General features: G+C 64.2%; 11 protein-coding genes. 10 read left to right on the plus strand and 1 reads right to left on the minus strand.

Annotated elements, in window-relative coordinates; genetic code table 11:
* Positions 1-5: 5 nt before the first annotated feature.
* On the minus strand, positions 6-1,430 hold the full coding sequence (gene tagH / locus CWE01_RS06910) for a type VI secretion system-associated FHA domain protein TagH (protein ID WP_100939792.1): 1,425 nt from the start codon (positions 1,428-1,430) through the stop codon (positions 6-8).
* Between the two features lie 392 nt (positions 1,431-1,822).
* Here tagH and tssA point away from each other — a divergent pair, with 392 nt between their 5' ends.
* The 10 genes from tssA to CWE01_RS06960 all read left to right on the plus strand — a co-directional run bounded on the left by tssA (position 1,823) and on the right by CWE01_RS06960 (position 14,262).
* Positions 1,823-2,851, plus strand: a complete 1,029-nt coding sequence (tssA, locus tag CWE01_RS06915; RefSeq protein ID WP_177410456.1) for a type VI secretion system protein TssA — start codon at positions 1,823-1,825, stop codon at positions 2,849-2,851.
* Positions 2,852-2,932: 81 nt separating this feature from the next.
* A complete protein-coding gene (gene tssB, locus CWE01_RS06920) occupies positions 2,933-3,448 on the plus strand; it encodes a type VI secretion system contractile sheath small subunit (protein ID WP_100939794.1) in 516 nt (171 codons plus the stop codon).
* A gap of 15 nt (positions 3,449-3,463) precedes the next feature.
* Positions 3,464-4,957 (plus strand): type VI secretion system contractile sheath large subunit, encoded by a 1,494-nt coding sequence (tssC, locus tag CWE01_RS06925; protein WP_100939795.1) that lies wholly within the window; start codon positions 3,464-3,466, stop codon positions 4,955-4,957.
* A gap of 85 nt (positions 4,958-5,042) precedes the next feature.
* Positions 5,043-5,531 (plus strand): type VI secretion system tube protein Hcp, encoded by a 489-nt coding sequence (locus tag CWE01_RS06930; protein WP_100939796.1) that lies wholly within the window; start codon positions 5,043-5,045, stop codon positions 5,529-5,531.
* Between the two features lie 146 nt (positions 5,532-5,677).
* Complete coding sequence (gene tssE, locus CWE01_RS06935; protein WP_152736654.1) at positions 5,678-6,202, plus strand: type VI secretion system baseplate subunit TssE; 525 nt, start codon at positions 5,678-5,680, stop codon at positions 6,200-6,202.
* Positions 6,199-8,058, plus strand: coding sequence for a type VI secretion system baseplate subunit TssF (tssF, locus tag CWE01_RS06940; protein ID WP_100939797.1), 1,860 nt, complete (start codon positions 6,199-6,201; stop codon positions 8,056-8,058). Before tssE ends, tssF begins: the two co-directional genes overlap by 4 nt.
* Positions 8,022-9,074, plus strand: coding sequence for a type VI secretion system baseplate subunit TssG (gene tssG / locus CWE01_RS06945; RefSeq protein ID WP_100939798.1), 1,053 nt, complete (start codon positions 8,022-8,024; stop codon positions 9,072-9,074). Before tssF ends, tssG begins: the two co-directional genes overlap by 37 nt.
* Positions 9,067-11,742 (plus strand): type VI secretion system ATPase TssH, encoded by a 2,676-nt coding sequence (gene tssH, locus CWE01_RS06950; protein ID WP_100939799.1) that lies wholly within the window; start codon positions 9,067-9,069, stop codon positions 11,740-11,742. Before tssG ends, tssH begins: the two co-directional genes overlap by 8 nt.
* Positions 11,743-11,880: 138 nt before the next feature.
* Positions 11,881-13,812, plus strand: coding sequence for a type VI secretion system tip protein VgrG (locus CWE01_RS06955; protein ID WP_100939800.1), 1,932 nt, complete (start codon positions 11,881-11,883; stop codon positions 13,810-13,812).
* Between the two features lie 15 nt (positions 13,813-13,827).
* On the plus strand, positions 13,828-14,262 hold the full coding sequence (locus CWE01_RS06960) for a DcrB-related protein (RefSeq protein ID WP_100939801.1): 435 nt from the start codon (positions 13,828-13,830) through the stop codon (positions 14,260-14,262).
* The last annotated feature ends 3 nt before the right edge of the window (positions 14,263-14,265 follow it).

Here is a 14,265-nt window from a genome sequence, read left to right on the forward strand (position 1 = left end):
CGCGCCTACAGGCTCCCCGATCCCCGACGCAACCGCGCACTGTGTTCCTCATAGGCCCGACTGAACTCCCGACCAAACAGGTCCTGGAAATCCTCTTCGGCTTCACGGGAAATATTCGTGTACAGCTCGGTGAACTGCTGCCAGTACTGGGCCTGGCGCGAACCGCTGAACAGGTTCGACAACCCACCGGGCTTGCCCATGCGGGTTTCCAGCTCCGAAGGTTCGAAACGCTTGAGCAGGTGCTTGATCGCCGCCTCGACACCCGCCATCACCGCCATCTGGTGTGCCCGCAGGTCATCGAAACTGTCCCTGACCGCCTGGTCCGGCGCCATGAACGCCTGATTGCCGTGACGCAGCAGCAGGAGCAGCGCTTCATCGGCATTCGGGGCGAATTTCAGCGGATTGTTTTCCACCGGGCGAATCAGTGTCTGCTGCATGCGGAACTCGCCCTTGAGACTGCTACGGGCCCGCAGCACATCGATCAGCCCCTCGACCATCAGCCGGTAGCTGCGACCGATGGCCTCCATCTGCGCCTCCACCTGGGCGGTGTCGAGGCGCAACTGATCAAGGCCGGCACCGCGCAGGAAGGCTTGCAGCAAATCGGCTTGGGGCGCACCGCTCGACACCGCCACGGGGGCCGGTTGACTGACCGGAGCCACTGTCGGCGTGGGCATGGGCGTGGGAATCGATGTCGGCGCGGATATCGGCTCGACGACAACCTCGGCAATCGCCACGGGAACGGGCACGGCAATCGGCGCGCTGACCGGCACCTTGGGCGTATCGCCGAGCAGATCCCAGTCCTCGGGAATCACCCCGGCGCCCGGCGCTTTCGGCGCTACCACGGGGGCCGGAATAATCACCGGCGTCGGCGGACGAAAGTCATGCTGCTGGGCCGGCACATGGTCCGACTGGGTCGCCGGAGGCACGCTCGCCGGCGCCAGGAAATCAAACAGGTCCGGCAGCGTGTCCATCGCCGAACCGCCCTGGAAATGCGCGGCCGGGATATTCACCGGCGAGGCTGTCGGTACGGCGGCCGCCCGCCCCATCAACGCTTCGAAACTGTTGGACGAGTCGCCCCCCGACAGGCTGTCCTGGGCCAGTTGCAGGTTGAAATCGATACGCGCACGGATCTCGTACTCACCGATACGGATGATTTCGCCATCCTGCAACGGCTCGCTGTTACCCCGACGCAAACGAATACCGGCCTGAACCAACTCCACGCCATTGGTACTGGTGTCCGTCAGATAGTAACGGCCATCCTTGTATTGAATAACGCAATGTTTCGAGGAAACCAGCCGCTCCGGATCGGGAAGAACCCAGTCATTCTCGGGGGCACGGCCAATTGCCATCACTCCGGTGTCCATGGATTTCTCCGGACATTGACCTGGGGTGATCTTGTGATAACTAGTGATAGTCAAACACAGCGACATTGCGCCTCCTTGCAGTACATCCACGCACGAGCCGCCCGGCACAAACACCTTGCACCGGGCCCCGCCATGGCCACCAGAATCTTGTAAAAAGCCTATCGTTTTCAGCCAGTTCGCCGATTCTAGCGAATTCTACCTACAGAATTATGAAAAACGCACACGGTCTGACTCAGCAGTCGATAGCCTTGACGAGTGTGTCACAACGGTAACAAAGGGCCGATAGCTTACCTTGACAAGCTATAACTACTACACCAAAAATGCACAACTTCTTGTTTATGCGTAATAGCTAAATGATATCACTGCGTATATACCAGCAAGAAATATGAGAGTTTTCTGAAGGAACTTTCGGAACAAATGCCTGACTATCCCGCAGGCCGATAAGGAGATCGAATTTGGTGGATGTGCCGTTGTTGCTCGCCGCTGTTTCAGCCAACTCGCCTTGTGGCGAGGACCTGGAATATGACGCGCAATTCTTGCAATTGGAGCGTGATGCCCAAGGTAGACCCGAGCGCATCATGGGCGACTCGGTGCAAGCGGCCGAACCTCCAGCGTGGCGCGCCATCGAGCAGTCGAGCACGCTGCTCCTGCAACGCAGCAAAGACCTGCGCATCACCCATTTTCTCGTGCAAAGCGCCCTGGCCCTCGACGGTCTGCCGGGGCTCGCCAACGCCCTGACGCTGGTCAGCCAGATGCTCCAGCAGTACTGGGCCGAACTCTATCCGTTGCTCGACGCCGATGACGACAACGACCCCACGGTGCGGATCAACGCGCTCTCGGGGCTGGCCTGCGAGACCAATATCCGCCTGTTGCGCGAAAGCGTGCTGACCCGCTCCCGGGCCTTCGGCACCGTGAGCCTGCGCGCGGCGCTGCATGCCAGCGGCCTGCAAGGTTTCTCCGACGAAAGCCTGAACGCCGACGAGCTGTCCGGCGCCCTGCGCGACAGCGACCCCGAGCAGCTGGCTACCGTGCGCGCGGCGCTCAACGAAGCCCGCGGCGCCGTCGACGCCATCGAGCGTTTCGTCAGCGACCAGGTCGGCTCGGCCGAGGGCGTCGACCTCAACGCCCTGCGCCAACCCCTCAAGCTGGCCTTGCAGATCCTCGCCGAACACGCACCCGACACTGACACCGGCGAATCGACCGCGTCCGAATACGCCTCGGAGCCCGCCGTGCATGGCGAAGAACCTGCCGCCCCGATCACCCCGCGCGGCGCGACGCCGGGCGAGATCGGCAATCGCGACGACGTCCTGCGCAGCCTCGAGCGACTGCTGAATTACTACGCCCGCCACGAGCCCTCCAGCCCGCTGCCGGTGTTGTTGAACCGGGCGAAAAACCTGGTGCACGCCGACTTCGCGACCATTGTGCGCAACCTGATTCCCGACGGCCTGTCCCAATTTGAAAACCTGCGGGGCCCCGAGGGCGAATAAGCCCGCCGAGACCGCGCCGCTTAGTTAACGGCAACCACCGATAACGCCAACACCGTCGCTTGAGCGACCAGGAGCAACAACGTGGCGAACACCAGCTCTCAGAAATTCATTGCGCGCAACCGCGCGCCACGGGTCCAGATCGAGTACGACGTAGAGCTCTACGGCGCCGAGAAAAAGGTCCAGTTGCCCTTCGTCATGGGCGTGATGGCCGATCTCGCCGGCAAGCCCGTCGAGCCGCTGCCACCGGTTGCCGACCGCAAGTTCCTGGAAATCGACGTCGACAACTTCGACTCGCGCCTCAAGGCCATGCAGCCACGGGTGGCGTTCCACGTGCCGAACGAGCTGACCGGCGAAGGCAACCTGAGCCTGGACATCACCTTCGAAAGCCTGGAGGACTTCAGTCCGGCCAACGTCGCGCGCAAGGTCGATGCCCTGAACAAGCTGCTCGAGGCCCGTACCCAGTTGGCCAACCTGCTGACCTACATGGACGGCAAGACCGGCGCCGAAGAAATCATCATGAAGGCCATCAAGGATCCGGCGTTGCTCCAGGCCCTGGCGAGTGCGCCAAAGCCCCAGGACTCCGAGCCCAGCGCTTAATCAGGACGAACGATCATGACCCAGTTGCAGCAAGACAATCAGGCGTTGCCCGGCACCACCACCGAGCCCAGCGAATTCGCCAACCTGCTGATGCAGGAGTTCAAACCCAAGACCGAGCGCGCTCGCGAAGCCGTCGAGGGCGCCGTGCGCACCCTGGCCGAACAGGCCCTGGCGCAGACCGACCTGGTGTCCAACGACGCCATCAAGTCCATCGAGTCGATCATCGCCGCCATCGACGCCAAGCTCACCGCGCAGATCAACCAGGTGATCCATCACCCTGAGTTCCAGCAGCTGGAAAGCGCCTGGCGCGGCCTGCACTACCTGGTCAACAACACCGAAAGCGACGAACAGCTGAAGATCCGCGTGCTGAACATCGCCAAGCCGGAACTGCACAAGACCCTGAAGAAATTCAAGGGCACGGCCTGGGATCAGAGCCCGATCTTCAAGAAGATGTACGAAGAAGAATACGGCCAGTTCGGCGGCGAGCCCTACGGCTGCCTGGTGGGCGACTACTACTTCGACCAGTCGCCACCGGATGTCGAGCTGCTCGGCGAGCTGTCCAAGGTCTGCGCGGCAATGCACGCGCCGTTCATTGCCGCCGCCTCGCCGACCGTGATGGGCATGGGCTCGTGGCAGGAACTGTCGAACCCGCGCGACCTGACCAAGATCTTCACCACCCCGGAATACGCCGGCTGGCGCTCGCTGCGTGAATCGGAAGACTCGCGCTACATCGGCCTGACCATGCCGCGCTTCCTGGCACGCCTGCCCTATGGCGCCAAGACCGATCCGGTGGAAGCCTTCGCCTTCGAAGAAGACACCGACGGCGCCGACAGCGCCAAGTACACCTGGGCCAACGCGGCCTACGCCATGGCGGCGAACATCAACCGTTCGTTCAAGCACTACGGCTGGTGCTCGCGGATTCGCGGCGTCGAGTCCGGCGGCGAGGTGCAGAACCTGCCGGCCCACACCTTCCCCACCGACGACGGTGGCGTGGACATGAAGTGCCCGACCGAAATCGCGATCTCCGACCGTCGCGAAGCCGAGTTGGCGAAGAACGGCTTCATGCCGCTGCTGCACAAGAAGAACACCGACTTCGCCGCGTTTATCGGCGCCCAGTCCTTGCAGAAACCGGCCGAATACGACGACCCGGACGCCACCGCCAACGCCAACCTGGCCGCGCGCCTGCCGTACCTGTTCGCCACCTGCCGCTTTGCCCATTACCTCAAGTGCATCGTGCGCGACAAGATCGGCTCGTTCAAAGAGAAGGACGAGATGCAGCGCTGGTTGCAGGACTGGATCCTCAACTACGTGGACGGCGATCCGGCCCACTCCACCGAAACCACCAAGGCCCAGCACCCACTGGCGGCGGCGGAAGTGGTGGTCGAGGACGTCGAGGGCAACCCGGGTTACTACACCTCCAAGTTCTTCCTGCGCCCGCACTACCAGCTCGAAGGCCTGACCGTGTCGTTGCGCCTGGTCTCGAAGCTGCCGTCGGCGAAAGGGGCGTAAGCCCGAACCCGCAACCACAGCGCACCCGCCCCACGTGGCGGGTCCTGGCTAACCACATCGTGGTGAAGACCACACTGGAGAAAACATGGCTGTTGATATCTTCATCAAGATCGGCGACATCAAGGGCGAGTCCCAGGACAAGGCACACAAAGAGGAAATCGACGTCCTCAACTGGAGCTGGGGCATGTCCCAGTCCGGCAACATGCACATGGGCGGTGGCGGCGGCGCCGGCAAGGTCAATATCCAGGACCTGGCGCTGACCAAGTACGTCGACAAGGCTTCGCCGAACCTGATGATGCATTGCGCCAGCGGCAAGCACATCGACAAGGTCACCCTGGTGGTGCGCAAGGCCGGCGGCGAAAGCCAGGTCGAGTACATGAAGATCGACCTGGAAGAAGTGCTGGTCACCTCCCTCAGCACCGGCGGTTCGGGCAGCGATGATCGCCTGACCGAAAATGTCACCCTGAACTTCGCCCAGGTCATGGTCGAGTACCAGGAGCAGAAAGCCGACGGTTCCAAACAAGGCGGCCCGGTCAAGTTCGGCTGGAACATCCGTTCGAACACCAAGCGCTGATCCCCACGCCCCCGGCGCTCAGCGTCGGGGGCGTGCGGCGTTCCCCCGAATTCGATTCATTCCCGGTGTCCGAGCATGGCCAAGCCTTCGTTTCCCGTTCAGTGGCGCCGCCGCCGCGCAGTGTCCAGCCCCTGTGACGTCGTGCGATGAGCAACGTGCCGAGCGACCTCACCCTGCGCGAACGCCTGCAACCGTCGCTGCTCGACCGGCTGACCGACGACGAGCCGGGCAATCTCCAGGAGGGCAGCGACAAGCGCGTGCTGTCCCTGAGCCAACTCAAGGCCTCGGTATTGCGTGACCTGACCTGGCTGCTCAACAGCACCAGCCTGCTCGACGCCGACGCCACCCTGCATACCCCGGCCGGTACTTCAGTGATCAACTACGGCCTGCCGGCACTGGCGGGCAACAGTGCGTCGAGCATCGATGTGGCCGCCCTCGAAGGCCTGATCCACACCGCCATCACCACCTTCGAACCGCGCATCCTCAGCCATACGCTGCGGGTCCGGGCCCAGGTCGCCCACGGCGAGATGAACCACAACGCCCTGAGCTTCGAGATCGAAGGCGATCTCTGGGCGCTGCCGGCTTCATTGCCGCTGCTGCTGCGCACCGACCTCGACCTGGAATCCGGCCATGTGCGCGTGGTCCCCGCCGAGCAACGGAGACGTTCATGAACCCGCGCCTGCTCGACCTGTACAACCAGGAGCTGCAACACGTGCGCGAGAGCGCCGCCGAGTTCGCCAAGGAATACCCGAAGATCGCCGGGCGCCTGACGCTGTCCGGGCTCGACTGCGCCGACCCTTACGTCGAGCGCCTGCTGGAAGGTTTCGCCTATCTCACCGCGCGGGTGCAACTCAAGCTCAATGCCGAGTACCCGACCTTCACCCACAACCTGCTGGAAATCGCCTACCCGCACTACCTGGCACCGACGCCGTCGATGACCGTGGTGCAGTTGCAGACCGATCCGGACGAAGGCTCCCTGGCCGGCGGTTTCACCCTGCCCCGGGACAGTGTGTTGCGCGCCACTTTGGGCAAGGACACCCAGACCTCCTGCGAATACCGCAGCGCCCATGCCGTGACCCTGTGGCCGTTGCAGGTCAGCCACGCCGAGTACTTCGGCAACCCGTCGGCGGTGCTCGGGCGCCTGGCCGCCAGCGAGCCGAAAGCCAAGGCCGGCCTGCGCCTGACCTTGCGCACCGGTGCCGAGCTGCCGTTCAACCAGCTCGACCTGGACAGCCTGCCGCTCTACCTCAACGGTGCCGACGAGCAGCCGTTTCGCCTCTACGAACAACTGCTGGGCAATGCCTGCGCGGTGTTCGCCCGTGCCCCGGGTGGTGATTGGGTCGAACGCCTGCCCGCCGACGCCCTGCGCGCCTGCGGCTTCGACGACCGCGAAGCGGCGATGCCGGTGGTGGCCCAGGCCTTCCAGGGCTACCGACTGTTGCAGGAGTATTTCGCCCTGCCCCAGCGCTATCTGTTCGTCGAGTTCGCCGAACTGGGCCGCGCGGTCAAACGCTGCGCCGGCCAGGAGCTGGAACTGATCGTGCTCTTCGAGCGCTTCGACCCGAGCCTGGAAAGCAGCGTCGGCGCCGCGCAGTTCGTGCCGTTCTGCACCCCGGCGATCAACCTGTTCCCACGCCGGGTAGACCGTATCCACCTGTCCGAGCGGGTCAACGAACACCATGTGATCGCCGACCGCACCCGGCCCATGGACTTCGAGATCCACTCGCTGACCGGCGTCACCGGCCACGGCACCGGGCCCGACCAGCCATTCCTGCCGTTCTACGCCGTGCGCGATCCATCCCGCTATGGCCGCGACCAGGCTTACTACACCCTGCGTCGTGAACCGCGGGTGCTGTCCAGCGAACAACGGCGCAAAGGCACCCGCTCGACCTACGTCGGCAGTGAAACCTTCATCAGCCTGGTGGACAACCGCCAGGCGCCCTACGGCCACGACCTGCGCCAGCTGGGCGTCAGCGCCCTGTGCACCAACCGCGACCTGCCGCTGTTCATGAACGTCGGCACCGGCAAGAGCGACTTCACCCTGGCCGACAGCGCGCCGGTCTCGGCAATCCGCTGCCTGGCCGGTCCCAGCCGGCCGCGCGCGAGCCATGCCCATGACAACCAGGCCTGGCGCCTGATCAGCCAGCTGTCGCTGAACTACCTGTCGCTGAGCGAAGCCGGCCAGGGTGCCGCCGCCCTGCGCGAATTGCTGCGCCTGTATGGCGAGAGCAACGACGCCGCCCTGCAATTGCAGATCGAGGGCCTGCGCGAAGTCAGCAGCAAACCCTGCACCCGGCGCCTGCCGATGCCCGGACCGATCGTCTTCGGGCGCGGTTTGGAGATCACCCTGGAATTCGATGAAAACGCGTTTCGCGGCACCGGGGTGTTTCTCCTCGGCGCGGTGTTCGAACGCTTCCTGGCACGCTACGTGTCGATCAACAGTTTTACCGAGACGGTGATCCGTACCACCGAACGCGGCGAGATCATGCGATGGAAAGCCAAGCCCGGACGCCGTCCGACCCTGTGAGCACGCTCACGGCGATGCAGGCCGAACCCTGGGAATACGATTTCTTCCAGGCATTGCGGCGTATCGAGTGCGAATCGCCGCACCTGCCGCGCTTCGGCCATTCCCAGCGCCTGGCCGATGACCCCTTGCGCCTCGGCCAGCAGCTCGACTGCGCCTTCGCCCCGGCCACCCTGGCATCCATGACACCGGCCAGCGAGACCACACCAGCGCGGCTGGAACAGTTCTTCTTCGGCCTCGGCGGCCCCAACGGCCCGTTGCCGCTGCACCTGACCGAATACATGCGCGAACGCCAGCGCAACAATGCCGACAGCACCAGCAAGCGCTTCCTCGATATCTTCCACCATCGCCTGCTGAGCCTGTTCTACCGGGCCTGGGCCGAGGCACGGCCGACCGTCAGCCACGACCGCCCGGACGACGACTACTGGTCCGCGCGCCTGGCCGCCCTGAGTGGCCGGGGCATGCCCAGCCTGCTGAAACAGGGACTGATCCCGGACACCGCCAAGCTGCATTTCAGCGGCCACCTCGCCGCCCAGACCCGCTATCCGGATGGCCTGCGCGCCATCCTGCAAGAGTATTTCGGGCTGCCGGTGCAGATCGAGGAATACGTCGGCCAATGGCTGCACCTGCCGGAGCGCAGTCGCGTCGGCGTCAGCGCACACCAGCTGGGCGTCGACTTCTGCCTGGGCCAGCATGTCTGGGACCGCCAGCACAAATTCCGCATTCGCGTCGGCCCGCTCAAGCTGGCCGACTACATGGGCCTGTTGCCCGACGGTGAACCCTTCCGCCACCTGGTGGCCTGGGTCGCCGAATACCTGGGGCACGAGCTGGATTGGGACCTGAACCTGGTCCTGGAACAGCCGCAAGTGCCCAAGCTGCAACTCAACGGCCAGTTCCGCCTGGGTTTCAACACCTGGCTCGGCCAACCCCAAGAAGACGCCAAGGACCTGATCCTGGCCCGGCACTACGCCGATCAGGCCACCTCGGCCCACCATTCAAGGAGCCCGGACCATGGGTGAAATCAGCCGCGCCGCGTTATTCGGCAAACTCAACAGCGTCGCCTACAAGGCCATCGAAGCCGCCACGGTATTCTGCAAACTGCGGGGCAATCCGTATGTGGAACTGAGCCACTGGCTGCACCAGCTGCTGCAATTGCAGGACTCGGACCTGCACCGCCTGATCCGCCAGTTCAATCTCGAACCGGCGCGCCTGGCCCGTGACCTGACCGACGCCCTGGACCGCCTGCCACGGGGCTCGACCTCGATCACCGACCTGTCGTCCCACGTCGAAGAAGCGGTGGAACGCGGCTGGGTCTACGGCAGCCTGATGTTCGGCGAAAGCCAGGTGCGCACTGGCTACCTGGTGCTCGGCATCCTCAAGACCCCGAGCCTGCGCCATGTCCTGCTGGGGCTGTCGTCGGAGTTCGACAAGATCAAGGTCGAGGCCTTGAGCGAACGTTTTGACGAATACGTCGGCGACTCCCCGGAAAATAACCTGGGCGCCAGCGACGGCTTCAGCGCCGGTGCGGTGCCAGGCGAAGCCAGCGGCGCCATGGCCCCCAGCGCCATGGGCAAGCAGGAAGCCCTCAAGCGTTTCACCGTCGACCTGACCGAGCAGGCCCGCAGCGGCAAGCTCGACCCTATCGTCGGCCGCGATGAAGAGATTCGCCAGTTGGTGGACATCCTGATGCGTCGGCGCCAGAACAACCCGATCCTTACCGGCGAGGCCGGCGTCGGCAAGACCGCCGTGGTCGAAGGCTTCGCCCTGCGCATCGTTGCCGGCGACGTGCCGCCGGCCTTGAAGGATGTCGAACTGCGCAGCCTCGACGTCGGCCTGCTGCAAGCCGGCGCGAGCATGAAGGGCGAATTCGAACAGCGCCTGCGCCAGGTCATCGAAGACGTCCAGGCCTCGCCCAAGCCGATCATCCTGTTTATCGACGAAGCCCACACCCTGGTCGGTGCCGGTGGCGCCGCCGGTACCGGTGACGCGGCCAACCTGCTGAAGCCGGCACTGGCTCGCGGCACCTTGCGTACCGTGGCCGCGACCACCTGGGCCGAGTACAAGAAGCACATCGAGAAAGACCCGGCCCTGACCCGCCGTTTCCAGGTGGTGCAGGTCGCCGAGCCGTCGGAAGACAAGGCCCTGCTGATGATGCGCGGCGTCGCCTCGACCATGGAGAAACACCATCAGGTGCAGATTCTCGACGAAGCGCTGGAAGCTTCGGTGAAGCTGTCGCACCGCTATATTCCGGCGCGCCAGTTGCCGGACAAATCCGTCAGCCTGCTGGACACCGCCTGCGCCCGGGTTGCCATCAGCCTGCATGCGGTGCCCGCCGAAGTGGATGACAGCCGTCGGCGTATCGAAGCGCTGGAAATCGAGTTGCAGATCATTGCCCGCGAACATGCCATCGGCGTCGATACCACCGCGCGCCGCAACAACAGCGAGAACCTGTTGGGTGCCGAACGCGAACGCCTGGCCGAGCTGGAAGTGCGCTGGGCCGATGAGAAAGCCCTGGTGGACGAATTGCTCGCCACTCGCGCCGAGCTGCGCGCAAGCGCCGGCGTGGTGGACAGCGATATCGAGCTGGGCCACGCGCTGCGGGAAAAACTGGTCGATCTGCAACAGCGCCTCAGTGCCCTGCAAGGTGAAAGCCCGCTGATCCTGCCGACCGTGGACTACCAGGCGGTGGCCTCGGTGGTGGCCGACTGGACCGGCATTCCGGTGGGCCGCATGGCCCGCAACGAACTGGAAACCGTGCTCAATCTCGACCAGCACCTGAAGAAACGCATCATCGGCCAGGACCACGCGCTGCGGATGATCGCCAAGCGCATCCAGACCTCCCGCGCCGGCCTCGACAACCCGAGCAAGCCGATCGGCGTGTTCATGCTCGCCGGCACCTCGGGCGTGGGCAAGACCGAAACCGCCCTGGCCCTGGCCGAAGCCATGTACGGCGGCGAGCAGAATGTCATCACCATCAATATGAGCGAGTTCCAGGAAGCCCATACCGTTTCGACGCTCAAGGGCGCTCCGCCGGGCTACGTCGGCTATGGCGAAGGTGGCGTGCTGACCGAAGCGGTACGGCGCAAGCCTTACAGCGTGGTGTTGCTGGACGAGGTGGAAAAAGCCCACCCGGACGTGCACGAGATCTTCTTCCAGGTGTTCGACAAGGGCGTGATGGAGGACGGCGAAGGCCGGGTGATCGACTTCAAGAACACCCTGATCCTGCTGACCACCAATGCCGGTACCGAACTGATTTCGCACCTGTGCAAGGACGCCGGCAACGTGCCGGACCCGGAGGAGATCGCCAAGGCCTTGCGCCAACCGCTGCTGGAGATTTTCCCGCCGGCGCTGCTGGGGCGATTGGTGACCATTCCTTACTACCCGCTGAGCGACACCATGCTCAAGGCGATCACCCGCTTGCAGTTGGGGCGGATCAAGAAGCGCGTGGAAAACACCCACAAGGTGGCCTTCGATTTCGACGACGGAGTGGTGGACCTGATCGTTTCGCGCTGCACCGAGACGGAGAGCGGCGGCAGGATGATCGACACCATCCTGACCAACAGCCTGCTGCCGGACATGAGCCGCGAATTCCTCACACGCATGCTCGAAGGCAAGGCGCTGGCGGGGGTGCGGATCAGTGAGCGGGATAACGAATTGCATTACCAGTTCAGCGACGCGGGCGCCTGATCCGACGTCTTCGCGGGCAAGCTCCGCTCCCACAGTGTCTGTGTCGTTCCCGTATTTTGTGTACGACAGAAGACCTGTGGGAGCGGAGCTTGCCCGCGAAGAGGCCCGCCCGAACACCACAATACCCAGAGATAACCCATGCTATTCACCCAAGCCACCCGCCTGGCCCAGATCAACAGCCCCCTCGGGCCGGATGTCCTGTTGCTCAAGGATTTCGGCGGCGGCGAGGAGCTGGGGCGGCTGTTCGACTACGAATTGCACCTGACCTCCAACGACGGCGCCCTGGACCTCAACCAGTTGCTCGGCAAGCCCATGAGCCTGTCGCTACAGGTCCAGGGCGGCCTGCGTTACTTCCACGGCATCGTCGCCCGTTGCAGCCAGAACGTCAGCCAGGGCCAGTTCGCCAGCTACTCGGTCACCCTGCGCCCCTGGCTCTGGCTGCTGACCCGCACCTCCGACTGCCGGATCTTCCAGCACCAGAGCATCCCGCAGATCATCAAGCAGGTGTTCCGCGACCTGGGTTTCTCCGACTTCGAAGACGCCCTCAGCCAGCCCTATCGCGAGTGGGAATACTGCGTCCAATACCGCGAAAGCAGCTTCGACTTCGTCAGCCGGCTGATGGAACAGGAAGGCATCTACTACTACTTCCGCCATGAAAAGGACCGCCACGTGCTGGTCCTCGCCGACGCCTACGGCGCCCACCACAGCGCCCCGGGCTACGAATCCCTGCCCTACTACCCGCCGGACGGCCAGCATCGCGAGCGCGATCACCTCAACGGTTGGCACCTGGCCCAGGAAGTCCAGCCCGGCTCCCTGGAACTCAACGACTATGACTTCCAGCGCCCCAGCGCACGGATCGACGTGCGCTCGGCCATGCCGCGCCCGCACACCGCCGGCGACTATCCGCTGTACGACTACCCCGGCACCTACGTGCAGAGCCAGGACGGCGAGCATTACGCACGCACCCGCATCGAAGCGATCCAGAGCCTGCATGAACGGGTCGAGCTCAACGGCAATGCCCGTGGTGTGGGTTCCGGGCACCTGTTCAGCCTCACCGGCTTCGGTCGCCAGGACCAGAACCGCGAATACCTGATCGTCGGCGCCCGTTACTACATCGCCCAGGAAAACCTGGAATCCGGCGCGACGGGGGCCGGCGCGCAGTTCGAAAGCAGCCTGAGCTGCATCGACGCGCAACAGAGCTTCCGCCCCCTGGCGAACACCGCGCGGCCCACCGTCAAAGGCCCGCAGACCGCCGTGGTGGTGGGCCCGGCCGGCGAGGAAATCTGGACCGACCAGTTCGGCCGGGTCAAGGTGCACTTCCACTGGGACCGCCACGACCAGTCCAACGAAAACAGCTCCTGCTGGATTCGCGTGTCCCAGGCCTGGGCCGGCAAGAACTGGGGCTCGATGCAGATTCCGCGGATCGGCCAGGAAGTCATTGTCAGTTTCCTCGAAGGCGACCCCGACCGGCCGATCATCACCGGCCGGGTCTACAACGCCGAACAGACGGTGCCCTACGACCTGCCCGCCAATGCCACCCAGAGCGGCATGAAAAGCCGTTCGAGCAAGGGCGGCACGCCGGCCAACTTCAACGAAATCCGCATGGAAGACAAGAAAGGCGCCGAGCAGCTGTATATCCATGCCGAGCGCAACCAGGACATCGTGGTCGAGGTCGACGAGAGCCATGCGGTGGGCCACGACCGCAACAAGAGCGTGGGGCGCGACGAGACGGTGACTATCGGCTCGGTGCGCCTGCGGGCGGTCAAGGACGACGACATCCTGGTGGTGGGCCGCAAGAAGACCGACAGCATCAGCCAGAGCTATGTCATCGAGGTCGGCGAAAACCTGCGCCTGGTCTGCGGTGAAAGCGTGCTGGAACTGAATGCCAGCGGCCAGATCAACCTGAGCGGCGTGCAGATCAGCTTCCATGCCTCGGGCGACGCCGAGTTCAACACCGGCGGCACCCTGCACCTGAACAACGGCGGCGGCCCCGGCGCCGCGCCCGAAGGCCAAGGCGTCAAAGGCAGCATCGACGCCAGCGTCAACGCGATGTTCCCCAAGCCCAAATAACGAGATTCGCGAGCCATGACCTACCGCCTCAATGAATTCCAGTTCGCCCTGCCCGAGAGCGAGCTGCTGGACGCCTCGATCAATATCCTCAAGTTCCCGGAGCTGGGGACTTCGCTGATCGTCAGCCGCAGCCAGCTGGCCGAAGGCGAGACCCTGCAAAGCAACTTCGACGCCCAGCTCAAGCGCCTGGAACAACAGGTCCAGGAACTGCGCTACCAGCCGGGCCAGGCCGTGCGCCTGGGGGCCGATCAGTCGGTGGACGGCATCGAGTTGCGTAGCCAGTTCAGCAAGGGTGCGGAGAAGGTCTTCCAGTACCAGCTCGCGCTGGTGTTGCCGGGCACCCGCAAGATGCTCGCCCTGAGCTACGTCAAGGCTGACAAGCTGGGGGACGCTGAAGCGGCGCATTGGGCGACGATCAAGCAGTCCTTGCAGTTCGACCGGGTGGTGTGACGG

Source organism: Pseudomonas sp. QS1027 (assembly GCF_002814235.1).
In the GTDB taxonomy this organism is placed as follows: Bacteria; Pseudomonadota; Gammaproteobacteria; order Pseudomonadales; family Pseudomonadaceae; genus Aquipseudomonas.